Source organism: Actinoplanes sp. KI2 (assembly GCF_025630775.1).
GTDB lineage: Bacteria > Actinomycetota > Actinomycetes > Mycobacteriales > Micromonosporaceae > Actinoplanes.
Genome location: NZ_JAOSZE010000011.1, coordinates 16,693 through 42,996, shown reverse-complemented (window position 1 = coordinate 42,996; position 26,304 = coordinate 16,693). Strand labels below are relative to the sequence as shown.

Genomic DNA, 26,304 nt, shown 5'->3' with positions numbered 1-26,304 from the left:
CATCAGCTGGGGTTCAGGGGACGTCCGAGACATCTGGGGTCGACCTCGCTGTCGCGGTGGGTGGGGGCGATCCAGGAAAGTGCCGACTCCTCGACCGGCCACCCGCGTACGGAGACGGCGCTGTCCGGCGGCCGCACCGGCACCGGGCACAGGGTCTTGGAGCGGACCTTGTTGTTGTCGAGGAACAGGACCTCGCCGTCGTTGCGCAGCATGGTGGTCGAGGTGTCGTCGACCGAGATGAGCTGGCCGCGGACCACGGAGTCCGGGCCCTTGGCGGCGGCGACCTCGACGGCGCTGTTCGGCAGCACCGGCGCGCGCAGGAAGATCACGCCGACCGCCAGCGGGGCGACCAGCGCGGCGGCGACCGCCGGCCAGTGCGTGACGAGCCGGGCCGACCAGCGCGGCACCGGCCCGGTGAGCAGCGGCCCGAGCAGCGGCGGCACGGCCAGCAGCAGCGCCGTGGAGATCTCGCCGTGCTGCAGCGCCGAGACGATGCCGGGCATTACGAAGATCAGCACGAGCAGGCCGACCAGGACCGGCACGCCCACGGTGATCCACAGCATCATCCAGCGCTCGGTGCGGAAGCGCAGCACCGCGGTGACCCCGAGGATCGACACGACCAGCATGGCGAGGGTGGGCAGCAGCAACAGCTGCCAGGTGAGGGCCGCGAGCATGGTGGCCAGCAGCACCACCCAGTCGGGCATCCGCAGGGCGGTGACCGCCAGCAGCGACCGGCCGGCGTCGTCCGGATCGCTGACCAGCAGGATGCCGCCCAGCGCGCGCAGCACCAGGATGACCGCGGGCACCGTCCAGATCAGCGTGATGAACAGCGCGCTGATCATGCCGAGCGGGCTGATGTACTGCACCAGCAGCAGCATCGTCGGCAGGTCCTGCCGGCTCAGGTACCACAGCCGCAGCACGAGCAGCAGCAGCGGGAACGCCGGCAGCACGGTGAGCAGCCAGTTGAGCTGCGCCCGGCGCCGGCGCGGCGGGATCGGGCCACCCTTGACCACGAGTTCGGTCACGGTAGGTCGGTCTCCCAGGGCAGCTGCCGTACGTCCGGCCGCGGCACCACCGGCGGCTGCTCGGCGACGGCGAGCGGGGTGGGCAGGTTCTCGTCGATCTCGGGCTGGATGTTGTTCCGGTAGGCCAGCTCCCACCGGTCGTCGTGCGGGTCCTTCCACGACTTGTAGAGCGTGATGTTCACCAGCGTCTCCAGCGCCTTGTTCTCGCCGACGTTGATGCCCCACTTCTCGCTGCGGTCGAGCCCGATGTCCCAGTGGCGGATCTTGGCGCCGTCCGGCCCGGCCTTGTAGCCGCCGAGGATCGCGGCGTCGGTGCTGATCGCCTCGACGCCATGGTCGTAGAGCAGGCCGAAGCACTCGCTGACCTGGTTTCGGGTGACGACATCGGCCTTGGCCTGGGTGAGCGCGCTGCTGCTGGTGGACGCGGAGAGCGAGCAGACCTTCTTGTGCGCGAGATCGTTCAGGGTGTTGACCGGCGAGTGGTCCTTGAGCGTCACCACCGACTGCTCGGTGTACAGGTAGGGGACGGAGAAGTGGACGCCGTTCGCGATCCGCTCGGCCGTGATGCTGTAGCTGGCGATCACCATGTTCACCGGCACCCGCTTGTTCGGCGGGTCGCTGGCCGGATCGGTGGCCTGCATGCGGGCCCGGTCCTCGCTCTCGATCGCGTAGAACTTGACCTCCTGCCGGCGGAAGCCGAGATCCTCCGCGATCATGTACGCGATGTCGACGTCGAAGCCGCTCCAGCTGTGCTGCTTCGGGTCGTAGTAGCCGATGCCCGGCTGGTCGCCCTTGACCCCGACGGTGAGGAACGGCCACCCGTCCACGCCGGCCTCGGCGCGCAGCTGCGCGATCGACGGCGGCCCGGTGCCGATCACCCGGATCAGCGCGACCACGAGCGCGAGGACCAGCGCGAGGCCGAGCCCGCCGAGCCGGAAGACGGCAACGTTGAACCGCGGCGGCGCCTCCACGATCGGCTCGGGCGGGGGTGGCGGCAGCCGCCGGTCCGCCGCCTCGCGCTCGGCGATGTCCTGCGCCGCGATGTCCTCCGCGGTCCCGTCCGGGCCGGGAAGATCGGCAGGCGTACGCCGCCGCACCGGCCAGGCGAACCGGCTCGAACCGCGCTCCGTCATCGCACCATCGTGCCCCATCGGCACGAGCGGCGGTCAGCGGGCGGCGACCACCACCGCGCTCTCGGCCGGCAACTCCACCCGATCGCGTTGCAGGACCACCCCCGGCGAGGTGGCCAGCAGCACCTTGCTCGGCACCGACCGCAGGCTCACGGTCTGCGGTACCGGCGCCAGGTTGGCCGCCACCAGGCATCCGCCCCGGCGGATCACCACGTAGTTGTCGCCGTGCCACACCTCGACCCGGGAAAGCCACGGGTCCGACAAATCAGGATACTGGCGGCGTAGCGCGATCAGCCGCCGGTACAGCGCGAGGATCTCGGCGTGCCCCGGCTTGCCCAGTTCGTCCCAGTCCAATTTGGAGCGCTCGAAGGTCGCCGGGTCCTGCGGGTCGGGCACGTCGGCCGAGTGCCAGCCGTGCGCCGCGAACTCGCGCCGCCGCCCGGTACGCACCGCGTCGGCCAGCTCCGGCTCGGGGTGGCTGGTGAAGAACTGCCACGGGCTGCTCGCCGCCCACTCCTCGCCCATGAACAGCATCGGCGTGAACGGCCCGGTCAGCAGCAGCGTCGCCCCGACCTTGAGCAGCCCGGGCGAGAGCGAGGCGGAGATCCGGTCGCCGATCGCCCGGTTGCCGATCTGATCGTGGTTCTGCAGGAACGCCACGAACCGGTGGCCCGGCGTGCGCAGCCGGTCGACCGGCCGGCCGTGGTGCCGCCGCCGGAAGCTCGACCAGGTGCCGGCGTGGAAGAACGCGCCCTCGAGCACGGTCTGGAGGCAGTCCAGCGAGCCGAAGTCGCCGTAGTACCCCTGCCGCTCGCCGGTCAGCAGCGTGTGCAGCGCGTGGTGCACGTCGTCGTCCCACTGCGCGGTCAGCCCGAAACCGCCGGCCTCCCGCGGCGTGATCAGCCTGGGGTCGTTGAGGTCGGACTCGGCGATCAGCGAGAGCGGCCGGCCCAGGTGCGCCGACAGCGACTCGACCGCGACCGCGAGCTGCTCCAGCAGGTGGACCGCGGAGTGGTCGACCAGCGCGTGCACGGCATCCAGCCGCAGGCCGTCGACGTGGTAGTCGCGCAGCCACATCAACACGTTGTCGGCGATGTAGCGGCGTACCTCGTCGGAGAGCGGGCCGTCCAGGTTGATCGAGTCGCCCCACGGGTTCGCGCCGTGCTTGCTCAGGTAGGGGGCGAACATCGGGGCGTACGCACCGCTGGGCCCGAAGTGGTTGTAGACGACGTCGAGGACGACGCCCAGCCCGCGCGCGTGGGCGGCGTCGACGAACCGCTTGAGCCCGTCCGGCCCGCCGTACGGCTCGTGCGGCGCGTACCAGCAGACGCCGTCGTAGCCCCAGTTGTGCGAACCGTTGAAGGCGTTGACCGGCAGCAGCTCGACCAGGTCGACGCCGAGGCCGACCAGGTGGTCCAGCCGCTCGATCGCCGCGTCGAACGTGCCCTCCGCGGTGAAGGTGCCGATGTGCAGCTCGTAGAGGATCGAGCCGGGCAGCTGCTTCCCGGTCCACGCCTGGTCGGTCCAGCCGAACGCGGCATGGTCGTAGACCCGGCTGGGCCCGTGCACGCCGGCGGGCTGCCACGGGGAACGCGGATCGGGCAGCGGCGAGTCGACGTCGGGCAGCACGAACGCGTAGTCGGAGCCGGGACCGGCGTCCACGGACAGACGCCACCAGCCGTCGTCACCGCGCTCCATCGCGCGCTCCTCCCCCGCCACCAGAAGTTTGACCGTCTTCTCGGGGACCCAGACTTCGAAGAGCATCATTCTTTCACCAACAGGGCGACGGGGTACGTGCGCAGCAGCTCGGCCACCGCCAAGCGATGCCCGCCGTAGCTCGTCCCGGTGAACACTTCCGTCCAGCTGTGGCCGTCGAGTGACAGGGTGGTGTCGCCCCAGCCGCCGTGCCGTGACAATCCGATCGGCAGCCGGGTGGCGATCGTCACGGCGCCGCCCCGGTCGTAGGCGAGGCAGTGCTCGCCGAGGCGACCCTCGGCGAAGATCGGGCGATACCCGGTGAAGAGCTCCGGCCGCTGCCCGCGCAGGCGCAGGGCGCGGCTGGTGACCAGCAGCTTCGCCGCGCCGGACTCGTCGACCGGCGGCAGCCAGCCGTCGTCGAGCCGGGCCAGCAGCGCGCGCCGGGCCGGGAAGTCGACCGGCCGCCGGTTGTCCGGGTCGACCAGCGAGTAGTCCCACAGCTCGGTGCCCTGGTAGACGTCGGGGACGCCGGGCATGGTCAGCTGCACGGCCTTCTGGCCGAGCGAGTTCGACCAGCCGGGCGGGGTGATCGACGCGACGAAGCCGGCGACCTCGCGGTGCAGGGCCGGGTCGTCGAAGATCCGGTCCACCATCTCCCGGACGAGCGCCTCGAACCCCTCGTCCGGGTGGTACCAGGTGGTCACGGTCCCCGCCTCGCGGGCCGCCTTCACCGCGTACGCGAAAAGGCGCTCGCGGGAGATCGGCCAGGCACCCACCGCGCTCTGCCAGATCAGATGCGCGAGCGCGGGGTCCGGGAGCGGAGCGATCCGGACCCAGCGGCGCACCACCTCGGTCCAGTCGCCCGGCACCTCGGCCAGCACCGCCAGCCGCGCTCGCACGTCCTCGCTGCGCTTGGTGTCGTGGGTGGAGAGCGTGGTCATCGTGTCCGGCCAGGTTCGCCGCCGCTCGCCGTTGGCCTCGTGGAACTCGTCCGGGGTGACGCCGAACTTGGCCGGGTCGTTGCCGACCTCGTTACGGGCGGCGAACCTGGTCCAGCGGTAGAACGCGGTGTCCTCGACGCCCTTGGCCATCACCGCGCCGGTGAACTGCTGGAACCGGACGGCGAGCTCGTCGGCGGGGTTGCGCAGCCGGGCGGTGAGCGCCTCGAAGACCGGGACGAGCTGCGGGCGCCGTCGTCCGGCCTCGGCCCGGGCCTGCGCGAGATGCCTGCCGCCGAACGGCAGATAGGTGCGATAGACCGGGAAGCAGGCGGCAAGCTCGGCCAGCGCGCGGGGTGCGCTTTCGATCTCGGGTACGAGGCGAGCGAGCCGCGCCAGCTCCGCGGCGAACTGGGTGGTGGCCACCGCGAGCTTCGCCTCGTGCACCTGGTCCTGCCACGAGGTCTCGGCCCCGGTCAGATGGTGCTGCAGGGTGTCGAAGAACGTCTCGGTGGACGGGTCCACGAAGACGCCGCAGACCTCGGCGAGCGCGTCGTAGCCGGTGGTGCCCGCGACCGGCCAGGGCGGCAGCGGCTCGCCGGGCTCGAGGATCTTCTCGACCACCAGCCAGGCGCCGGGCGCGGCCTCGTGCAGCCGGGTCAGATAGTCGCCGGGGTCGCGCAGGCCGTCGGGGTGGTCGACCCGGAGGCCGTCGACGATGCCCTCGCGGCGCCAGCGGAGGATCTCGGCGTGCGTGGCGTCGAACACCGCCGGGTCCTCGACCCGCAGCCCGGCCAGGTCGGTGATGGCGAAGAAGCGGCGGTAGTTGAGCTCGAGGTCGCCGCGGGTCCAGTTGGCCAGCTCGTAGTGTTGCCGGTCGTGGATCTCCTGCGGGGTGCCGTCGCCGGTGCCCGGGGCGATCGGGTAGCGGTGGTCGTAGTAGCGGAGCTCGTCGCCCTCGACGGTCAGCCGGTCCACCTCGTCCGGCGCGTCGGCCAGCACCGGGATGAGGATGCGACCGCGCGACCAGTCGATGTCATAAAACTCGCAGAAGTCAGACTTCTGCCCATTTTTCAGGACGTCCCACCACGTCGGGTTGGCGTGCGGCACGGCCACGCCCGCGTGGTTCGGGACGATGTCCACCACGAGGCCGAGGCCCGCCGCCCGGAGCGTCTCGGACAGATCCGACAGTGCCGACGAGCCGCCCAGGGCCGGGTTGACGAACCGGTGGTCGACGACGTCGTAGCCGTGCGGCGAGCCGGGAACGGCGGTCAGCAGCGGCGCCGTGTAGAGGTGGCTGACGCCGAGATCGGCCAGGTAGTCGGCGAGCGCGGCGGCCGCCGACAACGGGAAGTCCGGGCGGACCTGTACCCGGTAGGTTCCGGACGGGGGCTGGGCGGATCCGGGCATCAGACCGTCCTGTCCAGCACGATGAGCGACCGGTCCGGGACCCAGATCTTGCTGCCGGCCTCGACGATCGACGGGCGGTCCGGGGAGGGCTCGGCCGTCTCGATGACCTTCTCCCACTTCTCGCCGTACTCGGCGGGCGGCGTGACGAACTCGATGGGCGCGTCGTGCGCGTTGAAGAAGAGCAGGAACGACGAGTCCACGTGTCGCTGGCCGTACTGGCCGCGCTCGCGGATGCCCTCGCCGTTGACGAACAGCGCCACCGCCCGGCCGAAGTCGTTGCCCCAGTCGTCGCCGGCCATCTGCCGCCCGTCCGGGGTGAACCACTCCAGGTCGGGCAGCGGGTCGCCGCCGCCGCGCGCGGTCACCGGCAGCCCGGTGAAGAACCGGCGCCGCTGGAAGACCTGGTGCCGGTGCCGGAACGCGGTCAGCCGCCGGGTGAACTCCAGCAGCTGCTCGTCGGCGTGTTCCCAGTCCACCCAGGCGATCTCGTTGTCCTGGCAGTAGGCGTTGTTGTTGCCCTGCTGGGTGCGGCCCAGCTCGTCGCCGTGCGAGATCATCGGCACGCCCTGCGAGAGCATCAGCGTGGCCAGGAAGTTGCGCCGCTGCTTGGCCCTCAGCGACAGCACCTTGGGATCCTTGGTCGGGCCCTCGATCCCGCAGTTCCAGGACCGGTTGTGGCTCTCGCCGTCCCGGTTCTCCTCGCCGTTGGCCTCGTTGTGCTTGTCGTTGTACGAGACCAGGTCGGTGAGCGTGAACCCGTCGTGCGCGGTGACGAAGTTGATCGAGTGGAACGGCTTGCGCCCGTCGTCCTGGTAGAGGTCGGCCGACCCGGTGATCCGGGACGCGAACTCGGCGAGGGTGGCCGGCTCGCCCCGCCAGAAGTCGCGGACCGTGTCCCGGTACTTGCCGTTCCACTCGGTCCAGTTCGGCGGGAAGTTGCCCACCTGGTAGCCGCCCGGCCCCACGTCCCACGGCTCGGCGATCAGCTTCACCTGGCCGACCACCGGGTCCTGCTGCACCACCTCGAAGAAGGTGGACAGCCGGTCGACGTCGTAGAACTCGCGGGCCAGCGTCGAGGCGAGATCGAAGCGGAACCCGTCGACGTGCATGTCGGTCACCCAGTAGCGCAGCGAATCCATGATCAGCTGGAGGCTCTGCGGACTGCGCACGTTGAGGCTGTTACCCGTTCCGGTGTAGTCCATGTAGAACTGCGGCTGATCGTCGACCAGGCGGTAGTACGTGCGGTTGTCGATGCCCTTGAGGCTGAGCGTCGGACCCAGGTGATTGCCCTCGGCGGTGTGGTTGTAGACGACGTCGAGGATGACCTCCATGCCGGCCTTGTGCAGGGCCTTGACCATCCCCCGGAACTCCTGGGTCTGCTGGCCCAGCGTGCCGGTCGACGAGTAGCCCTGGTAGGGCGCGAAGAAGCCGAGCGTGTTGTAGCCCCAGTAGTTGCGCAGGCCGAGATCGTGCAGCCGGTTGTCGTGCACGAACTGGTGCACCGGCATGAGCTCGACGGCCGTCACCCCGAGCCCCTTGAGGTGCTCGATGATCGCCGGGTGGCCGATCGCCGAGTAGCTGCCGCGCATGTCCTTGGGCACGTCGGGATGCCGCTCGGTCAGGCCCTTCACGTGCGTCTCGTAGATCACCGAGTGGTGGTACGGGATGTCCGGCCGGCGGTCGTTCCCCCAGTCGAAGTACGGGTTCACCACCACGCCCTTGGCCATGTACTGGGCCGAGTCCAGATCCGACATCTGGTCCGGGTTGGCGAAGTCGTACGCGTACAGCGACGGGTGCCATTGGACGTCCGAGTCCACCGCCCGGGCGTACGGGTCGAGCAGCAGCTTGTGCGGGTTGTAGCGCAACCCGCGGCTCGGCTCGTACGGCCCGTACATCCGGTAGCCGTACCGCTGGCCCGGCTCGACGCCCGGCAGGTAGGCGTGCCACACGAACGCGTCCTGCTCGTGCAACTGGACCTTGCGCTCGTTCCCGGCCGGGTCGAACAGGCAGAGCTCGACCGCCTCGGCTCCCTCGGCGAAGATCGCGAAGTTCGTGCCCGTGCCGTCGTACGTGGCGCCCAACGGGTACCGGTGACCAGGCCAAACCTGCATGTTGAGCTCCCACCCCTTCGTCGGCGCCTCGCAGCATGCCCGCCGGCCGTCCGGCGTAACCCTTGCGCGGCGCGTCAGCGGTCATTCTCACCGATCCGGACGGCGGTATCCCCACGAGTGTCCGGTTGCCCGCTGATCGATACCTTCAGCCGGCCCGCTTGGCGGCGTAGATGCTCAGGTTGGTGTACGCCGCGGCCAGCATCGGCGCGGGGACGTCGTGCTTGGCCGCCTCGGCCAGCAGATCGCCGAGGATCGCGTCGGACTCGACCGGGAGGCCCTGCGCCATGTCCCGGTACATGGACGAGGTTCGCGGCGCGGTGGTGGCAAGGTTGCTCCGCAGCACCGCGACCGCCCCCGGCCGTGGCTCGTGCCCGGCCGCGGCGGCGATCGCGATCGCCTCGCCCACCATCCGGTCGGCGAGATCGGGCCCACCGGGGGCGGCGTTGAGGTCGCGGAGGCTGGCCCGCATCAGCGTGGTGAGACCGGCCATGGTGGCCAGGAAGATCCACTTTTCCCACATGTCCTGCACGATCGTGTGCGACGGGTTCGAGTCGAACTCCTCGCCGGACAGCGCGAAGGTCACCTCGGGCAGCCGCCCGTCCTCGCCGTCGAGCGGGCCGTACCCGATCCGGTGCAGCGAGGACATCTGCACGATGTCGCCGTCCGGGTCGACGGTCGCCTCGATCAGGCAGACCCCTCCCCAGGCCCGCTCCGGCCCGAAGGCTCCCCGCAGCTCCTCGACGTGCCGCAGGCCGTTGAGCAGCGGCACGATCACCGTCCGGGGGCCGATCGCCGGGGCCATGTCGATCATTGCCTGCTCGAGCGCGTAGCTCTTGACCGCGAGCACCACCAGGTCGTACGGGCCGTCGACAGTGTCCGCCGTGATCAGCTTGGGGTGTGAGACGGTCTCGCCGCCGCCCGGGCTCTTGATCCGCAGACCGCGCCGGTCGAGCACCGCCCGACGTCCCGGTCGTACCAGGAAGGTGATGTCCTTGCCGGCCTCGGCGAGCCGCCCGCCGAAGTACCCGCCGGTCGCTCCGGCTCCAACGAAGAGAGTCCGCACGAACCCATCTAACTCGAAAATCCGCCCCGCGGACCCACCTGCGCCACCGATGCGTCGAGCGCCACGTTGCCGGCGACGGTCAGCCCAGCAGCTCGTCGACGAAGCACCAGCGCCATTTCTCGCCGGGTTCGAAGGAGCGCATCACGGGGTGGCCGGTCTGGTCGTGGTGGGCCGACATGTGGCGGCGTGGGGAGGAGTCGCAGCAGGCCACCGTGCCGCAGTCCAGGCACAGGCGCAGGTGCACCCATCCGGTGAAGCCGTCGGCCACGCATTGCGGGCACCCGTCCTCGTACGCCGACCGGGGCGCCGGCTCGCCGGCCGTCGCCAGATGCTGGCAGGTCAATCGTCACTCCGTTGCAGCTGGGACTCTTCCAGGTCGAGCTCGCGCTGGGCGCGGGTCAGCACTTCCTCGGGAATCCGGCCCTCGTTGCGGGCGATCTTGAAGACGTGCCGTTCCGCGCTGATCATCTCGCGCCGCAGCCGACCGTACGCCGCCGAGGGGGTCTCCTGCTGCTGATTACCGAGTCGTTCCCACGCATTGTTGGAGCGGGACTCGGCCAGCGCCCGCAGCCGGTCCACCACCTCGATCGGCGCGCCGTCCGCCTTCTCCTCGAGCGCGGCCAGGGCGGCCCGGCTGGCCTGGTGCTGCACGCCGGCCTCGGCCAGCGCGTCGGCGGACGTGGTGTCCTGCCGCACGCCGAGCCGCACCGCGAGCCACGGCAGCGTGGTGCCCTGCAGCAGCAACGTGAAAACGATCACGGCGAACGCGACGAAGATGAACAGGTCCTTGAATTGCGAGGTGTACTTGTCCGGCAGCGTCTGCGCGGCGGCGAGGGTGACCACGCCGCGCATGCCGGCCCAGGCGATCACCGTCGGCATGGTCCACGGCGGCCGTTCCTCGCGGCGGCGGATGCGCGGAATCATCCGGACGAGGTAGGTCGCCGGATACATCCAGACGAAGCGCACCACGACGACGGTGCCGATCACCGCGGCGGTGACCGCGACGGTCGTGCCCACGTCGGTCTCGATGCTGGAGCCGATGCTCCGCAGTTGGAGCCCGACCAGCAGGAACACCACGCCCTCCAGGAGGAACGTGATCAGCCGCCAGACCGCCTCCATCTGCAGGCGGGAGGTCGGCGACAGCAGGTACGGGATCCGGTGCCCCAGGTAGAGCCCGGCGATCACCACGGCCACCACGCTCGAGCTGCTCAGCCCCTCCGCAACGAGCACCACCACGAACGGGGTGAGCAGCGACACCGCGTCGTCCAGCAGCGGATCCTCGATCTTGCGGTGCAGCTTGGCGGCCAGGAACGCGGCGGCCAGCCCGATCAGCACACCGCCGCCGGCCTTGAGCGCCACCTGCCCGACGATCGGCCAGAACCCGACCGCAATGCCGGCCAGCGCGCTGCCCGAGATGCGCACCAGCACCAGCGCGGTCGCGTCGTTGAGCAGGCTCTCGCCCTCGAGGATGGTGACGACCCGGCGCGGCAGGCCGACCGAGCGGGCGATCGCGGTCGCCGACACCGCGTCCGGCGGTGCCACGATCGCGCCCAGGGCCACGCACGCGGCGTACGGAATCTGCGGCAGGATCCAATGCACCACAGTGCCCACCGCGAACGCCGTGAGCAGCACCAAACCGATCGCGAGCAGCAGGATCGGGCGCAGATGCCGGCGGAACGCCGGCACCGACGTCTGCAGCGCGGCCACGTAGAGCAGCGGCGGCAGGATGCCGATCAGCACCAGCTCGGGCTCGAGGTGCGCCTGCGGGAAACCCGGCACGTACGACAGCGCCAGGCCGGCGACCAGCAGCACCAGCGGCGCCACGAAGCCCAGGCGGCGGGCCAGAGCCGCGCCGAGCACCGAGATCGCCACCAGCACGACCACGTCGACGATGCTCTCCATGCCGGGAAGCTTAGAGAGTTCGGCCCGGGCACCCCGACGCAGCGCCTATGTCGTCTGCACCACCAGCGAGCGGGCGACCGTCGCGGCCTGCGTGCCGTCCATGCCGAGCCTGGTGGTGACCGCGTCGACCGAGAAGACGTAGTGGGTCTTCGGGTCGAGGCCGGTGACCGTCGCGGTGAGGAAGCCGCAGCCCGAGCCGGGGGTGAGCACGGTCCAGCCGACGTCGCGCTGCGGCCCGGCGACCAGATCCTGGGAGATCGCGGTGACCCGGTACTCGACCAGGTCCGAGCCGCCCGGGTTGTAGAAGGTGACCGCGGCGCTGGTGCGGCCGGGCACGACGGTGGCACCGGCGATGCCGTGCGAGATCTCCCGCGGGCAGGCCGGCGACCCGGAGGGCGACGCGGTGACGGAGCCGGACGGCAGCGGCAGGAAGCCGGTCGGGAAGGCGCTCGGCGTGCCGGCGCCCGACGGGGCCTGCGACGCGGCGGCATTGCCGGGGAGGTAGATGATCCAGGGTGAGCCGCTGGGGGTCGGCGCCGCACTCGGGGTGCCGCCGGAACCGCAGCCGCCGAGCACGAGCGGCGCGAAGATCAGGATGCCCAGCCAACGACGGCGCACCGGCCCGCCCTCCCTCGCGTCTCGAACCGCTGTCGCGGATCAGATCGACCGGAGAGGCAAGAGCCTTAGACCGTACGGAAGTGGCCCTGCGCCCGGGCCGCGAGATCTCTGGTGGCGGCCGAGTTGACCCAGGCGGCGCGCTTCGCGAACATCCGGCGGGCCGCGTGCAGGCCGGCCATCTGGCCGAGGCGGTAGCCGAGCTTCATCATCACGCCGGTGAGCGGGCGGTCGCACACCTCGGTGAACAGGCGGCTGGCCCGGTCGCGGCCGGCCGCGACGCCCAGGGCCGTACGGGCACTCTCGGTGCCCTTGTGCACCCGGTGCAGCACGAGCAGGTCGACCGCGCGCTCGGGCGCGGACGGGTCGAGACCGTACGCGGCGGCGATGTGCAGCACCATCCGCGACTGGGTCCAGGCCAGCACGCCCACGTCGAGCACCGCGGCCGGCAGCCCGGTGGCGCCGGAGACGCTGCCGGAGATGCGGGCCAGCGTGGTGAAGCGGCGGACCGCCACGGCGGCGAGGGTATCGGCGCCGATGCCCGGATTGTCCACCCGGCAGCGCTCCGCCCAGGAGGCGGCCTCCGGCCCGAGGCGACGCACCGCGTCGAGGGCCAGGTGCTCAGGCGCATACTGCGGGTCGGACTTCATGCGTGACCACAGCGGCCCGAGGGGCGCGACGGTCTCGGGGAGCGTGGCGGCTTCGCTCATTACAGATCTCTCCGTGGGGGGATGGGAAGGATCCGGAGAGTCCATTGTGCCGTGCACATGCACGTGCACGCGAGGGGTGAAGATCGGTTGTGGCCGGGCTGAGACCTAGATCGCTTTCGGCTTCATTTCTGACAAGATCAACGGATGCTGGAATGAAGCACGGGCCACCGTTGTTGCCAGCAGTTACTCGCTTTTCTGCACAGGAGGTCCTCGACGTGCTCGAACCGACCGAGCTCTACGAGCTGGCCGACGACCTGCCGGCGCTGGACGAGCCGGTGCTCGTCCAGGCGCTCACCGGGTTCGTCGACGCGGGCAGCGCGATCCAGCTGTTCCGCGAAAACCTGCTGGAAAACCTGGAGACCAGGGTCGTCGCCACCTTCGACCTCGACCAGCTGCTCGACTACCGCTCCCGCCGCCCTCCGATGATCTTCATGGAGGACCACTGGGAGTCCTACGAGGCGCCGAGCCTCGCCCTGCACCTGGTTCGTGACCAGCTCGGCCACGATTTCCTGCTGCTCGCCGGCCCCGAGCCGGACCTGCAGTGGGAGCGGTTCATCGCGGCGGTGACCGGGCTGATCGAGCGCCTCGGCGTGAGGCTGACGGTCGGGCTGAACGCGATCCCGATGGCCGTGCCGCACACCCGGCCGGTCAGCGTCACCGCGCACGCCACCGACCAGCGCCTGCTCGGCGACCGGGAGTCGTGGCTGCAGCGGGTGCAGGTGCCGGCCAGCGTCGGGAATCTGCTCGAGTTCCGGCTGGGCGAGCAGGGCAAGGACGCGATGGGGTACGCCGCGCACGTCCCGCACTATCTGGCCCAGACCAACTACCCGGCGGCGGCGGAGCTGCTCACCGACTCGGTGTCGGCCAGCACCGGGCTGGCGCTGCCGACCGGGCAGCTGCGCAAGTCCGCCGAACTCGTCCGCGCCGACGTGGACAAGCAGATCGCGGACGACGAGCAGGCGGCCCGGCTGGTCAGCTCGCTGGAGGCGCAGTACGACGCGTTCCTGCGCGGCCGGGAGAACAACCTGCTGGCCGAGTCGGAGACGCCGCTGCCGACCGCGGAGGAGTTGGGGGCCGAGCTCGAGCGGTTCCTGGCCGAGCAGACCCGCGACGACTCCTAAATCGCGCTGAGGGCTAGCGACACGGCGAAACCCACCACGACCAGCAGGCCGGTGAGCACGCCCTCCACCTCGTACGCCTCGGGCAGCAGCGTGTCGGCGAGCATCGCCAGCAGCGCACCGGCCGCGAACGCCTCCACCAGCGACCCGGTCAGCCCGCCGGCCGGGTCGAGCAGCACGTAACCGGTGACCGAGGAGAGCGCCGACACGATCACCACCACGGTCCACATCAGCATGACCCGGCGCTGGGCCCAGCCCGCCGCCCGCAGGCCGCTGCTCGACGACATGCCCTCCGGCAGGTTGGACAGCACGACCCCGGCCAGCAGCGACACGCTCACCCCGCCCTGCAGGACGGTGAGCCCGAGCACGAACGACTCGGGTATCCCGTCCAGAACCGAGCCGAGCACGATCGCCAGCGGCGAGCCCTCCGCCTGAGCGCCGTCGGGGTCCTTGCGCTCGCCACCGCCTCGCCGGCTGAGCAGCCAGTCCCCCAGCGCGAAGACGGCACCGCCGACCAGCACCGCCAGGCCCACCCAGGCCACCGAGCGGGTGTTCAGCGCGTCGTCGATCAGCTCGAAGGAGACCGAGCCGAGCAGCACGCCGCTGCCGAGCGCCATCACGACCGCGATCACCACGCGACTGGGTGTCATCCGGTAGGCGATCCACGCCCCGAGCAGCAACGCCGCGGAGCTGATCGCGCCCCAGAAGAATGCGGCGGCCATCACCGTACGCTATGACCGTTTTTGGGTTTTAGCGCCTCATTCACGGTTGATGAAGATGATCCCCGTCAGGATGAGGTCGATGCCGGGTACTCGTTGCTGTTCGGCGGCCTGATGATGGCCTTCGGCGCGGTCGCCGACCGGTACGGGACACGGCGCCTGATGCTGCTCGGGCTCGGCCTGTTCGCCCTGGCCAGCCTCGCCGTCCTGCTGGTGCGGACGCCGGGCGAGCTCGTCGCGGTGCGGGCCGCGGTCGGGGTCACCGCCGCGATGACCGCGCCCGGCACGATGGCCCTCTGCTTCCGCCTGTTCGACGCGGAGAACCTGCTGATGCGGGCCACCTCGCTGATCGCCACGGTCGGCCTGGTCGGCCTGGCGGTCGGGCCCACCCTGGGCGGCCTGGTGCTGCAGGTGCTGCCCTGGCAGGCGCTGCTGGTGATGAACGTGCCGATCGCGGTGCTCGCGCTGATCTGCATTCGCCGGGGCATCCCGGCCGATCATCGACTTCGCCCTGGTGAAGCGGCCGACGGTGTCGGCCAGCCTGGCGTACGAGGCGGCGATCGGCCTCGGCATGGCCGCCATCTCGTTCACCGCGTCGCTCCAGCTGCAGCTGGTCTGGGGCTGGTCGCCGGCCCAGGCCGCACTGGGCAACCTGCCGCAGGTCATCGTGATGCTGGCGATCGGCCCGTTCGTCGAGAAGATCGTCGACCGGCTCGGCACCCACCGGGCCGGCACGATCGGCGCCGCGTCGATGGTCGGCGGCCTGCTCGTGTACGCGCTGCTCGGGCGCTACGACTACGGGTGGATCGCGGTCGCCCTGGCGCTCACCGCGGCCGGCATGCGGGTCGTATCGACGATCGCGGGCGTGACGGTCATCCGCGGCCTGCCGGAGGACCAGACCGCGACCGGGGCCGCGCTCAGCGACACCAGCTCGGAGGTCGCGGCCAGCGTCGGCACGGCGATCACCGGCACGATCGTGGCGGCGACCGTGGCCGGGTCGCTGTCGGGCATCGGGCACAGCGCGGCCGGCACGCAGAGCTTCGAGAACGCGGTCACCGGCTCGACGCTGGTGCTCACCGCCATCTGCGCGGCGCTGGTCACCTGGGCGGCCCGGCGGGCGGGCCGCACCTAGATCAGCGCCATCGCCTCCCACATGGCCATGGCCAGCTCCAGGCCGCGTACGTCGGTCAGCGTGTCGGCCATCCGGTTGGGGGCGTAGGCGAAGGTGGTGCGGGCGTCCAGGTCGACCAGCACGAGCGAGCCGCCCAGCCCACCCCAGTAGAGCGTGTTCGGATTCGGCATCATCGCGCTGCCGACGGCGAAGCCGAGCCCGAACCGCAGCGGCAGGCCCAGGATGAGATCACGGCCCTCGACCTGGACCTCGAGCGCCCGGCGGCAGCCGGCCTCGGAGAGCAGGCCACCGCCACCGTCGGCCAGGACCGAGAGCACGGTGGCCATCGCGCGGGCGTTGCCGGTGCCGTTCGCCGCCGGGATCTCGGCGCCGCGCCAGGCCCGGCCGCCGGTGACCGCCACCTCGATCACCGGGTTGGTCGACGCGTTGAGCTGCAGTGGGGTCGGTTCGGCGAACGGCGTGCCCGCAGTCCTCGGAGGGATCATTTCGGCGACTCGCGCATCGTCACCGGCGGGCAGCCCGATGTGGAAATCTGCGCCGAGCGGCTCGGCGATCTCCTGACGAAAAACCGTTCCCACCGTACGCCCGTCGACCCGTCGCACCACCTCGCCGACCAGGTAGCCCTGGGTCAGGACGTGATAGCCGCAGGCCGTGCCGGGCGCCCAGAACGGGGTCTGCGCGGCGAGCAGGCCGGTCGCCTTCGTCCAGTCGTAGAGGTCGTCGACGGTGATCGGCTCGGCCCACCCGGACAGGCCGGACGAGTGGCTCATCAAGTGCGCGACGGTGACCTCGCCCTTGCCGCCGGCCGCGAACTCCGGCCAGTACCGCGAGACGGGCGCGGCGAGGTCGAGCTGCCCGCGGTCGGCGAGGAGCAGGGCGGTCAGCGCCGTCATCGTCTTGGTGCACGAGTAGACGTTGACGATCGTCTCCGGCCGCCACGGCCGGGTGCGCGCGGCGTCGGCGAACCCGCCCCAGAGGTCGACCACGGTCTCGCCGTCGACGACGACGCACAGCGACGCGCCCACCTCGTGGTCGCCCGCCAGCCCTCGCTCGAAGACGGCGGCCACGGGCGCGAATCGGTCGACGGCGTAGCCCGGCACGGCTTGAAGCATCGGGCGCGTGACCGGATCGGCGCCACTCGTTTTTCTCTTTAATCGACGGGCGCGACGGCGAGCAGGGCGGCGGTGGGTAGTTCGAGCTCGCCGCCGGCGTCTCGATAGGCGTCGGTGTGCCGGTCGTAGTGGTGCCGGATCCGGGCGATCGTGGCCTGGTCCTGGCGCAGCAGCAGCGTGCCGGCGGTGCCGATGCCGTTCGCCGGGCCGGCCCACCACGCCTCGGGGTGCGTGCGGTGGGTCCAGGTGATCGTGTCGCAGCGGACGTCGCCGAGACCCGCCCGGCCGAGCAGCCCGGCAAGCCCGTCGGCATCGCGGGCGAAGTCCTTCTCCGGCGCCACCCGGGGCAGGTCGGTCGGGCGCGGCACCGCGGCGGCCTCGAAGATCGTGGTCCAGAGTTGCTGGGCGGGCGGCGGCGGGTAGGGCCAGATCGTCACGGCGAGTCGACCGCCGGGACGCACGACGCGTCGCATTTCGCGGACGGCGGCTTCCGGGTCGCCGACGTGGTTGATGACGAAGTTCGCGACGACCGCGTCGAAGGAGCCGGCCGGGAACGGCAGGTGCGGCAGGATCGCGTGGCGGGTCTCGGCGTCCGGGGCCCGGCGGCCTGCGATCGCCAGCATGCTCGGTTCGGCGTCGACGGCGGTGACCTTCGCCGCCCGCGCGCAGGCCAGGGCGGCGACCGTGCCCGTACCCGTACCCACGTCGAGAACCCGGACGCCCGCGCCGACCTCGGCAGCGTCCAGAAGCGAGCCGGCCGGGTAGGCGCAGAGGGCAGCGAAGCTGTCCCGGTAGGCCGCGGCCTTTCCGGCCCACTGCAACCGCTCGTGATCGTCGAAGGCTGTGCTGGTCACGACTTCCCCGTTGATCGAGGGTGGCCCTGCGCCACCGGGATGGCGAGGTTACCCGGCCGGTCCGCAGGCGTGGCACGCAGCGCGGCGGCTATCGGGCCCTCCGCAAGGTAGCCCGGACCCCTCCGGGCGGCCGTCCAGCGGGTTTGGGAATGTCGTACCCGTCGATTAGAATGTGTGTACTAAAAGGGGCCGTGACCTGCGAGGAGATCAACGTGACCGCTCCCGTTTTGTCTGATTCCATGACGGTGATCCCGCCCTACGCGACCATGCTCGGCTTCACCCGCTACGTGACCCGCACCGGCCCCGCGAAGGCCACGTTCGTCGGCGGTCTGCGGCGCGCCCGCGAGCGCCGCAGCGGCTTCAACCCGCACGGTCAGTTGGTGAAGGCGCTCAAGGCCGACATCGCGTTCCGCACCGGCGGCAGCTATCTGAACGGCGTCACCGACCTCGTGAAAGACCGATGGAAGCCGCTGTACGAGGCGGTCAGCGCCGGCGCGCTCACCTACCTGGCGTCGCTGGGCGACCCGGCGCAGGTCAGCCTCGCACAGACCCGGGACGCGCTCGCCGCCGTCGGCCCGCTCGCCGTCAAAATCAACCCCCACTTCGGCCTTCGGTACGAGGACGGCCGTCGCGAGGCGGTGCGGCTGCACTTCGACGAGGCGCCACCGACGCCGGAGGCGGTCACCGCAACGCTGCACCTGATGGCCGGCCACATGGACCAGATCCTGCCCAACGCCGAGCCGGTCCTGGTCGACCTGCGACGCGGCGTCACCCACCGCATCGACCCGGCCGTGAAACCCGCCGACATCGAAAGCTGGCTGGCCGGCGAGGCGGCCGCCTTCACCGCGATGTGGTCGACCTCGGTCGCCTGACCGGTGCCTTCAGCCGCGGTCGCCCCGCCCGGGGCGACCGCGCAAACCCCCGGTCCGGCGCCTCCGGCCTGGCAGCGGTCCGGCGCCAGTCCAGCCCCGGTCCGGCCGGGCTGTGGTCCGGCGGCGGTCCGGCGGCTGCGATCCAGCGGCGGCCCCCGGCGTCTGCGGTCCGGCGGCGGCCCCCGGCAGTTGCGGTCCGGCGACTGCGGTCCGGCGGCGGCCCCCGGCGTCTGCGGTCCGGCGGCGGCCCCCGGCAGTTGCGGTCCGGCGACTGCGGTCCGGCGGCGGCTGCGGTCCAGCGGCGGTACGGCGGCGATCCGGGCCAGCCCCGCCCAGGGCGACTGTCAGGCCGCGGCTGCGGGTGGCGGCATCCTGCGTCGCGGACCGGCCTGTCGGCGGCGCCGTCCAGCTCGGCGGGCTCACCCGGCAGCAGGCTCACCAGCGGGGCGCCTGGCGGAATTCGGCTCACCGGGCGAGGAGCTCACCGGGCAGCGGGCCCACCGGCGGCGCGCCAGACGGAAAGCGGGCTCACCGGGCGACGGGCTCACCAGCAGCAGGCTCACCCGCGGCGGCCTCGCCGATGGCGGGCTCGGGGTTGCCGGCGTTGGCGGCTCGGCGGCCGGCGGCGGTTCGGGTGGTGCGGGACAGCTTGGCCGGCTGGCCGGCGGCCGCCAGGCCGAAGGTGGGCATGTTGCCGTACAGGGCCTCGAAGCCGCCGTCGCGGACCAGGTAGGTCTCGTGCCAGATGCCGACGTCGCCGTTGTCGCCGACGGCGCGGTTCCAGCGCTTCCAGGCCGGGTGATGCGGCAGCCGGGCGTCGCGGGCGAAGGTCTCCAGCTGCTCGACGCTTCGCCAGTACTGCACCAGGATCGGGCCGCGCGGGCCGATCCAGCTCGTGAAGTGCAGCAGGCCCAGCTCCTTGCGGCGGGTCAGCTCGCGGATCATCGGGCCCATCGCCAACGCCACGGGGATCCACTTGTGCAGCTTCCACGGCTTGTTGATGCGCATGCCGATCAGGAAGACCACGAAGTCCCCCTCCATCTCGGCGGTCGTGTAACCCGGAACGAGGCTTGCCATCTCGATCTCCCCCGACTCATGTGGATAGCAGCACTATCTGCTTCAGATAGTTACACTATCCATTCGAGTTGGCAAGGGTGGGGCGGCAAAGGCCGGCGGACGGGAGCGATGATCATCGGATGCGAGTGGGAGAACTGAGCCGGCGCAGTGGGGTCCCCATCCCGACGATCAAGTTCTACCTGCGGGAAGGGCTGCTGCCGCCCGGGGTGGCGACCGCCGCCAACCAGGCCGACTATGACGAGGAACACCTGCGGCGGCTCAAGCTGATCCGGGCGGTGATCGACGTCGGCGGGGTCACCGTGGCCGGGGCGCGGGAGGTGGTCACCGCGCTCGGGGCGCATGCCAACGATCCGCTCGAGCTGCTCGGCGCGGCCCAGACCGCGGTCGAGCCACGCCACCGGCCCGATCGGACCACCCCGCTCTGGCAGGCGGCCCGCGAGCGGGTCGTGGCCCTGATCGCGGAGCGCCGCTGGCTGATCCATCCGGAGTCGCCGGCGATCGACCTGGTCGCCGATGCGATCGCCGCCGCCGACTCGCTCGGGGTCGACGAGCTGCTCGCCCAGCTCGGGGTATATGCCGACACCGCCGACCAACTCGCCGCCGTCGAGGTGCGGGCGGTGCTGGACCGGCCCGACCCGGCCTCGCGGATGGAGCTGGTAGTGGTCGGGACCGTGCTCGGCGAGGCGCTGTTCAGCTCGTTGCGCCTGCTCGCCCACCAGCACGAGAGCGCCCGTCAACTCGGAGCGGGCTGAATCCCGGGAGCCGGGTGAATTCCGGTTATCGCTCAGGAGCGAAACGGTTGCGGACGATCTGCTCGGTGTACGACACCACGAGGGGGCGTTCCGTTATGCAGGGCATGAAGACGATCACCACCATCTTGACCGCGACGGGCGTGGTGCTGACCGCCCACCCGGTGATGGCCCAGCAAGCCACGACTTCCGACATCGCCTACGTCCGCAACGGCGACATCTACGTCAGCAAGGGCCCGGCCGAGAAGCGGCTGACCACCGGCGGCGGCCACTTCCGCCCGCGCTGGTCGCCCGACGGCCGGCGGATCGCCTACCTGACCGGCACCCAGCTCTGGACCATGAACGCGGACGGCACCGGCGCGAAGCGGCTCGCCACCCGCCCCGCGGCCGGCCCGTCCTGGTCGCCCGACGGCAAGTGGATCGCGTTCGCCTCGCTCTCGTGCACCGGCGGCCCGGGCGTCTACCGCATCCCGGCGACCGGGGGCTCGCCCGTGGTGCTGTTCCCGAGCGAGTGCCGCGGCCAGGACCTGCCGGCCGTGTCGCCGGCCGACGACCGGCGGGCCGGCAACCTGGCCGACCGGCTGCGCACCGACGACGCGGTGGCCTGGTCCCCCGACGGCACCCGGATCGCGTTCCGCGGCGGCGAGTGCGACTCGATCTACGACGCCTGCCTGAGCGTCGGCACCGTGGCGACCGGCAGCGAGAAGACGGTCGCGGCGTACGGCGGCGGCAGCCTGCAGACCCAGGGCTTCGCGGTGGTGCCGAGCTGGCGCGGCGACGGCGCCCGCCTGGCCTGGACCGCCTATCAGCAGGGCGAGACGACCGCCGACAACCAGCCGGTGCACCTGGTCGAGTACAACCCGGCGACCGGCACCAAGCGCACGATCGGCGCCGCCCTCGACCGGGAGCTCGCCTACCTGGACGCCAACCGCGCCGCGATCACCGGGCAGTACCGGGGCGGCTCGTGGGTGATGCTGATCGGGCTCGCCGACGGCTCCCGGCAGCCGTTCCACGAGGGCTCGCAGCCGAGCGTCCGGCCGGTCCGCTGACGGCCGGTATGGTCGGGAGACCATGACTGCTCAGCACCCGCCGATCCGCACCTTCCACCCCCGGCGCGGCCGGATGAGCGCCCGGCACGCCGACGCGCACGCCGCCCTCTGGCCGAGCATCGGCTTCACCGTCGACGACGGCGATCGGGAGCCGCTCGACCTGCCGGTGCTCTTCGGGCGCACGGCACCGGTGGTGCTCGAGATCGGGTTCGGCATGGGCGACACGACCGCCGCGATGGCGGCGGCGGATCCCGGCCGCGACTACCTCGGCGTCGAGGTGCACACCCCGGGCATCGGCAATCTGCTCGCGCTGGTGGCGGAGCAAAACCTTGCCAACGTACGCGTGGCCCGCGCCGACGCCATGGAACTCGTTCACAAGATCACCCCCGGCGCCCTGGACGCGATCCTCGTCTTCTTCCCCGATCCGTGGCCCAAGGCGCGCCACCACAAGCGCCGGCTGATCCGCCCGGACAACGTGGCCCTGCTGCGCGACCGGCTGCGCCCGGGCGGCCTGTTGCACTGCGCCACCGACTGGCCGCACTACGCCGAGTCGATGGCCGAGGTCCTCGACGCCGACCCGGGCCTGACCCGGGCCGGCGCCGAGCGGTGGGACGACCGGGCGGGCCGGCCCGAGACGAAATTCGAGCGGCGCGGGACGGCCGCCGGGCGCCCGATCGCGGACCTGCGGTATCTGCGGCGCCGCTGACGACGTACCCCCTTGGTTTGCCGGTTTCAGAGGTTTTGGGCCTTTAGGCTGGAAACCGGAGGTAGAGCCATGCGGCGAGAGGACCCCGGGGCTGCCGGCGACGCGCCGGCCGCCGGGGTGGTGACGCTCCCGAGCGGGGTCGCCCGGCGTCCCGGCGCGTTCGAGGAGGTGCCCTCCATCGGGCTGCACCGCGGCGTGCTCGCCAACGGCGCCGCCGATCAGCTCGCCGCGCTGGTCGCGCGGGCCGCGCACGCGCCCGTCGGCCTGATCCACTTCCTGCGGGACGGGCGGGTGCGCCGGCACGGCGGGTGGGGGCTGACCGGCTCCTGGGGTGAGACCGCCGACGTGCCGGTCGAGGAGTCGCTGGCCCCACTCGTGCTGCGCACCAACGCCCCGGTGCTGGTCGCCGACCTGGCCGCGGACAAGCGGATCCCGGACGGGCCGGCGGGCGCCTTTCTCGGCCATCCGATCCGCGACCGGCACGGCGCCGTCCTCGGCGTCTGCTGCGCCTGCGACCACCGGCCGCGCCAGTGGACCGCCGACGAGGTGGCCGCGGTCGCCGAGGCCGCCCAGGTGTGCACGTTGCTGATCACCGAGCAGGTGGCCCGGCGCGAGATCGACCAGCAGCGCCGCTTCCTCGACGCGGTGCTGGAGAGCCTGCACGACGGGGTGGCCGCCTGCGACGCGGACGGGTGGATCGTGTTCGTGAACGAGCGGATGCGAGCGATGTGGGGCGACGCCGGCTTCCCCGAGAACGCGCTGCTGACCGGCCTGACCGACGCCGACGGCCGGGTCCTGGACCGGGCCGAGCTGGGCGTGTTCCGGGCGCTGCACGGCGAGAACCTGCGGGACGAGGAGGTGATCCTGCACGGCCCGGACCGGCACACCCGGCACTACCTGGTCGACGCGCACCCGATCATGGGGCCGGACGGGAACCCGGTCGGAGCGGTGCAGGCGGTGCAGGATGTGACCCGCCGTCGCCGGGCGGAGCGGTTCCGCACCTGCGAGCTCGCGGTCACCACCGCCCTGGCCGAGGCGCCGACCATCGAGGCGGCCGGGCCACGCGTGCTCGAGGCGGTGGTCGGCACCCTCGACTGGGTGCACGCCGAGCTGTGGCTGGTCGACAACGCGACGGCGGTGGTGCGCTCGGCGGGGTCGTGGAGCGCGCCGGGCTGGTCGGCGGAGATCGAGGTGCCGGCGGACCTGCCGTTCGGGGTCGGGCTGGCCGGGCGGGCCTGGCAGGTCGGCAAGCCGCTGTGGATCCGCGATGTCGGGCAACCGCAGAGCCTGATCTCCGCGGAGACGGCGAAGAGCTCGCGACTGCATACGGCGCTGGCCATCCCCGTACGGGAAGGATTTGAGACTCTTGGTGTGCTGTCGGTGTTCGCGGACACCGTGGAGGATCCCGAGGACGAGCTGCTGGCGCTGATGTCCGGGATCGCCGCGCACATCGGGCAGTTCGTCGAGCGGCGCCGGGTGTACGACCTGCAGCGGCAGCTCGACCGGTCGAAGCACGAATACCTGGCGCTGATCGGGCACGAGCTGCGCACGCCGCTGACCTCGATCAGCACGTACGCCGAGCTGCTGCGCGCGGCGGACCAGCACACGCTGATCACCGAGGGCCCGCAGCTGCTCGAGGTGGTCGAGCGGAACACCAACCAGCTGCGGCACATCATCAACGAGCTGATGGAGCTGTCCGCATTGGACGCCGGTCACGCGGATGTCCGGCTGGCGCCGATGGACCTGGCCGAGGTGGTGCGCGAGTCGCTGGCCAAGGCGCGTGCCGCGGTGCACGACGCCCCGGTGGTGATCGAGGAGGATCTGCCCGAGCATCTGGTGCTGCCGGGCGACCGCAAACGGCTCGAGCAGGTCGTCAACAACCTGCTCGGCAACGCGGTGAAGTACAGCCCGGACGGCGGGCGCATCGGCGTGACCCTGAAGACCACCGGCCGGATCGCGGAGCTCGCCGTCTCGGATGCCGGGCAGGGCGTCTCGACCGACGAGCGGGAGAAGATGTTCACCGGCGCCTACCGGACCAGTCGCGCCGGCGACATAGCCATTCCCGGTACGGGTCTGGGCCTCACCCTCAGCCGGGTGGTGGTGAGCCGGCACCACGGCAGCATCGAGCTGGTCGACCACGAGGGTGTGGGGACGACCGTCCTGGTGCGGTTGCCGATGGACGCACGTTGACAACTCATTGACGGCCGCAGGCCTGGTCGACGGGCGGCGGCCGGAGAAGGATGGCGGTCATGACTCGGTGGACTCCGGACCCGACGTTCTATCCCTCGCCCGGCGCGGCCGCGGGCGCGCCGCCCGAGACGCTGGCGTACGTGGCGGCCTTCGACCGGTCGGCCCGGCAGCCGGACGCGATCGCGGTGGTGGACACCGATCCCGGCTCCGACTCGTACGGCCGGGTGGTGGGGTGGACCTCGCTGCCGAACACCGGCGACGAGCTGCACCACTTCGGATGGAACGCGTGCAGTTCCGCGCTGTGCCCGACGGCGCCGCACCCGCATGTCGAGCGGCGCTATCTGATCGTGCCGGGGCTGCGGTCGTCGCGGATCTACGTGCTCGACACCATGGACGATCCGCGGGCGCCGAGGCTGGTCAAGGAGATCCCGGCGGCCGAGTTGGCCGACCGGGCCGGCTACTCACGCCCGCACACGATCCACTGCGGCCCGGACGGCATCTATGTGTCCGCGCTGGGTGCCGGGTCCGGCGACGGGGGGCCGGGCGGCATCGCCGTGCTCGATCACACGACCTTCGCCGTACGCGGTCCGTGGGAGGCCGATCGGGGCGACCAGTTCCTGGCGTACGACTTCTGGTGGCACCTCACCCGGGACATCCTGGTCAGCTCGGAGTGGGGCACGCCGTCCATGATCGAGAACGGCATCGACCCCTCGCTCCTGCTGTCCCGGCAGTACGGGCACCGGGTGCACTTCTGGGACCTGGCGAAGCGGACGCTCGTGCAGAGCGTCGACCTGGGCGATCAATACCAGATGGCGCTGGAGCTGCGGCCGGCTCACGATCCGACCAAGGAGTACGGGTTCCTCGGCGTGGTGATCAGTGTCGAGGACCTGTCCGCCTCGGTGTGGGTCTGGCATCGGTCCGCCGGCGAGTTCGCTGTCACGAAAATCATCGATATCCCCGCCGAGCCGGCCTCGCCCGACGACCTGCCGCCCGCACTGCAGCCGTTCTCCGCGGTCCCGCCGCTGGTCACCGACATCGACCTGTCCGTCGATGACAGGTACCTGTACGTCTCCTGCTGGGGCACCGGGGAGCTGAAGAGGTACGACGTGACCGACCCCTTCCATCCCGTCGAGGCCGGCTCGGTCCACCTCGGCGGCATCGTCCGGCGCACCCCGCACCCGGCGTTCCCGTCCGAGCCACTGGCCGGCGGGCCGCAGATGGTCGAGGTGTCCCGGGACGGCAAGCGGGTCTACGTGACCAACTCGCTCTACGGCTCCTGGGACGACCAGTTCTACCCGGACGGCGTCGGCGCCTGGCTCGCGAAGGTCGACACCGGCGACTTCACGCTGGACCGGCGGTTCTTCCCGCACGGCGACGAGTTCCGCGGCCTGCGCGTGCACCAGACCCGGCTGCAGGGCGGGGACGCCAGCTCCGACTCGTACTGCTTCCCGTGACCTGGGCGGCGCTGGTCGCGCTCGGCGCCTTCCACGGCCTGAACCCGGCGATGGGCTGGCTGTTCTCGGTCGCGCGCGGGATGCAGGAGAAGTCCCGCCGCGTCCTGCTGTTCTCGCTGCCGCCCATCGCCGGCGGCCACCTGGCCTCGGTCGCCATCGTGGCCGCGGTCGTGTCGGCGACCTCGTCGATCGTGGCAGCCAACGTCGTCGGCGTCGCCGGCGGCGCGATCCTGGTCGCCTTCGGGCTGTGGCGGCTGCTCTCCGAGCGGCACTTCCGCTGGGCCGGCATGCGGCTGTCCCACCCGCAGCTGGCCGCCTGGTCGTTCCTGATGTCCTCGGCCCACGGCGCGGGCCTGATGCTGCTGCCGGTCTTGACCACCACCGCCGTCGCCACCCATCGGCAGCACACCGGCGGCGGCGCGAACCAGCCGGGCGTCGCCGCGCTCGGCGGTCTGGTCGCGGCCGGGGTGCACACGCTCGCCATGTTTGCCGTGATGGCGACGTGCGCCCTGCTCGTCTACGAGTTCGTCGGCGTCAACATCCTGCGCACGGCGTGGTTCAACATGGACAAGCTCTGGGCCGGGGTGATGGTCGGCGCGGGCGCCCTGACCATCGCGTTGACCGCCTGACGACCGCTCTCGTGCGATGGTCGGCGCGGGCGCGCTGACCG

Annotated in this window: 23 protein-coding genes and 1 pseudogene; 10 read left to right on the top strand and 14 right to left on the bottom strand. The window is 71.6% G+C overall.

The features are described 5' to 3' along the window. Nucleotides 1-2: 2 nt before the first annotated feature. From ODJ79_RS13365 to ODJ79_RS13320, 10 genes are all read right to left on the bottom strand, one after another. Nucleotides 3-1,025 carry a hypothetical protein gene (locus tag ODJ79_RS13365; protein WP_263023729.1) on the bottom strand — a complete coding sequence of 341 codons (1,023 nt, stop codon included), beginning with the start codon at nt 1,023-1,025 and terminating at the stop codon, nt 3-5. Then, the gene (locus ODJ79_RS13360) at nt 1,022-2,158 is read right to left on the bottom strand and encodes a transporter substrate-binding domain-containing protein (protein ID WP_263023728.1); all 1,137 of its coding nucleotides are present in this window, start codon (nt 2,156-2,158) and stop codon (nt 1,022-1,024) included. The genes ODJ79_RS13365 and ODJ79_RS13360 overlap by 4 nt, the downstream gene beginning before the upstream one ends. A gap of 33 nt (nt 2,159-2,191) precedes the next feature. Then, nucleotides 2,192-3,922, bottom strand: a complete 1,731-nt coding sequence (gene treZ / locus ODJ79_RS13355; RefSeq protein ID WP_263023727.1) for a malto-oligosyltrehalose trehalohydrolase — start codon at nt 3,920-3,922, stop codon at nt 2,192-2,194. Continuing rightward, on the bottom strand, nt 3,919-6,201 hold the full coding sequence (treY, locus tag ODJ79_RS13350; RefSeq protein WP_263023726.1) for a malto-oligosyltrehalose synthase: 2,283 nt from the start codon (nt 6,199-6,201) through the stop codon (nt 3,919-3,921). Before treY ends, treZ begins: the two co-directional genes overlap by 4 nt. Next, nucleotides 6,201-8,312, bottom strand: a complete 2,112-nt coding sequence (gene glgX / locus ODJ79_RS13345) for a glycogen debranching protein GlgX (RefSeq protein WP_263023725.1) — start codon at nt 8,310-8,312, stop codon at nt 6,201-6,203. Before glgX ends, treY begins: the two co-directional genes overlap by 1 nt. Before the next feature lie 145 nt (nt 8,313-8,457). Continuing rightward, nucleotides 8,458-9,375 carry a ketopantoate reductase family protein gene (locus tag ODJ79_RS13340; protein WP_263023724.1) on the bottom strand — a complete coding sequence of 306 codons (918 nt, stop codon included), beginning with the start codon at nt 9,373-9,375 and terminating at the stop codon, nt 8,458-8,460. A gap of 79 nt (nt 9,376-9,454) precedes the next feature. Beyond that, complete coding sequence (locus tag ODJ79_RS13335) at nt 9,455-9,718, bottom strand: UBP-type zinc finger domain-containing protein (protein WP_263023723.1); 264 nt, start codon at nt 9,716-9,718, stop codon at nt 9,455-9,457. Next, complete coding sequence (locus ODJ79_RS13330; protein WP_263023722.1) at nt 9,715-11,277, bottom strand: Na+/H+ antiporter; 1,563 nt, start codon at nt 11,275-11,277, stop codon at nt 9,715-9,717. The genes ODJ79_RS13335 and ODJ79_RS13330 overlap by 4 nt, the downstream gene beginning before the upstream one ends. Nucleotides 11,278-11,322: 45 nt before the next feature. Then, nucleotides 11,323-11,895: a fibronectin type III domain-containing protein gene (locus ODJ79_RS13325; RefSeq protein ID WP_263023721.1), complete on the bottom strand. Its 573-nt coding sequence runs from the start codon at nt 11,893-11,895 to the stop codon at nt 11,323-11,325. A gap of 65 nt (nt 11,896-11,960) precedes the next feature. Continuing rightward, on the bottom strand, nt 11,961-12,602 hold the full coding sequence (locus ODJ79_RS13320; RefSeq protein ID WP_263023720.1) for an EcsC family protein: 642 nt from the start codon (nt 12,600-12,602) through the stop codon (nt 11,961-11,963). 215 nt (nt 12,603-12,817) lie between these two features. Between ODJ79_RS13320 and ODJ79_RS13315 the strand changes: the two genes are divergently transcribed. Then, entirely contained in the window at nt 12,818-13,723 is a 906-nt protein-coding gene (locus ODJ79_RS13315) for a proteasome assembly chaperone family protein (protein WP_263023719.1), read from the top strand. On the opposite strand, the gene ODJ79_RS13310 is transcribed toward ODJ79_RS13315, so the two are convergent. Next, nucleotides 13,720-14,442: a ZIP family metal transporter gene (locus ODJ79_RS13310; protein ID WP_263023718.1), complete on the bottom strand. Its 723-nt coding sequence runs from the start codon at nt 14,440-14,442 to the stop codon at nt 13,720-13,722. The genes ODJ79_RS13315 and ODJ79_RS13310 overlap by 4 nt on opposite strands. A 111-nt stretch (nt 14,443-14,553) precedes the next feature. On the opposite strand from ODJ79_RS13310, the pseudogene ODJ79_RS47125 reads away from it, so the two are divergent. After that, nucleotides 14,554-14,898: pseudogene (locus ODJ79_RS47125) on the top strand (MFS transporter); the annotation flags it as partial. Nucleotides 14,899-14,968: 70 nt separating this feature from the next. Then, complete coding sequence (locus ODJ79_RS47120) at nt 14,969-15,571, top strand: hypothetical protein (protein ID WP_411267311.1); 603 nt, start codon at nt 14,969-14,971, stop codon at nt 15,569-15,571. Here the strand turns inward: ODJ79_RS47120 and ODJ79_RS13300 are convergent. Both ODJ79_RS13300 and ODJ79_RS13295 read right to left on the bottom strand, forming a co-directional pair. Further along, a complete protein-coding gene (locus ODJ79_RS13300; protein ID WP_263023717.1) occupies nt 15,568-16,671 on the bottom strand; it encodes a serine hydrolase domain-containing protein in 1,104 nt (367 codons plus the stop codon). The genes ODJ79_RS47120 and ODJ79_RS13300 overlap by 4 nt on opposite strands. A 50-nt stretch (nt 16,672-16,721) precedes the next feature. Beyond that, nucleotides 16,722-17,537: a class I SAM-dependent methyltransferase gene (locus ODJ79_RS13295; protein ID WP_263023716.1), complete on the bottom strand. Its 816-nt coding sequence runs from the start codon at nt 17,535-17,537 to the stop codon at nt 16,722-16,724. Between the two features lie 239 nt (nt 17,538-17,776). On the opposite strand from ODJ79_RS13295, the gene ODJ79_RS13290 reads away from it, so the two are divergent. Then, nucleotides 17,777-18,409, top strand: a complete 633-nt coding sequence (locus ODJ79_RS13290) for a hypothetical protein (protein WP_263023884.1) — start codon at nt 17,777-17,779, stop codon at nt 18,407-18,409. A gap of 528 nt (nt 18,410-18,937) precedes the next feature. Here ODJ79_RS13290 and ODJ79_RS13285 read toward each other — a convergent pair. Then, nucleotides 18,938-19,486: a DUF4188 domain-containing protein gene (locus ODJ79_RS13285; protein WP_263023715.1), complete on the bottom strand. Its 549-nt coding sequence runs from the start codon at nt 19,484-19,486 to the stop codon at nt 18,938-18,940. Nucleotides 19,487-19,605: 119 nt separating this feature from the next. Here ODJ79_RS13285 and ODJ79_RS13280 point away from each other — a divergent pair, with 119 nt between their 5' ends. The 6 genes from ODJ79_RS13280 to ODJ79_RS13255 all read left to right on the top strand — a co-directional run bounded on the left by ODJ79_RS13280 (nt 19,606) and on the right by ODJ79_RS13255 (nt 26,263). Then, complete coding sequence (locus ODJ79_RS13280; RefSeq protein WP_263023714.1) at nt 19,606-20,238, top strand: MerR family transcriptional regulator; 633 nt, start codon at nt 19,606-19,608, stop codon at nt 20,236-20,238. Between the two features lie 104 nt (nt 20,239-20,342). Next, the gene (locus ODJ79_RS13275) at nt 20,343-21,284 is read left to right on the top strand and encodes a TolB family protein (protein WP_263023713.1); all 942 of its coding nucleotides are present in this window, start codon (nt 20,343-20,345) and stop codon (nt 21,282-21,284) included. A gap of 22 nt (nt 21,285-21,306) precedes the next feature. Then, complete coding sequence (gene trmB, locus ODJ79_RS13270) at nt 21,307-21,990, top strand: tRNA (guanosine(46)-N7)-methyltransferase TrmB (protein WP_263023712.1); 684 nt, start codon at nt 21,307-21,309, stop codon at nt 21,988-21,990. A gap of 69 nt (nt 21,991-22,059) precedes the next feature. Next, nucleotides 22,060-24,180 carry an ATP-binding protein gene (locus ODJ79_RS13265; RefSeq protein ID WP_263023711.1) on the top strand — a complete coding sequence of 707 codons (2,121 nt, stop codon included), beginning with the start codon at nt 22,060-22,062 and terminating at the stop codon, nt 24,178-24,180. A gap of 59 nt (nt 24,181-24,239) precedes the next feature. Then, nucleotides 24,240-25,634, top strand: coding sequence for a selenium-binding family protein (locus tag ODJ79_RS13260; RefSeq protein WP_263023710.1), 1,395 nt, complete (start codon nt 24,240-24,242; stop codon nt 25,632-25,634). After that, a complete protein-coding gene (locus ODJ79_RS13255; protein WP_263023709.1) occupies nt 25,631-26,263 on the top strand; it encodes a hypothetical protein in 633 nt (210 codons plus the stop codon). Before ODJ79_RS13260 ends, ODJ79_RS13255 begins: the two co-directional genes overlap by 4 nt. Nucleotides 26,264-26,304 lie beyond the last annotated feature (41 nt).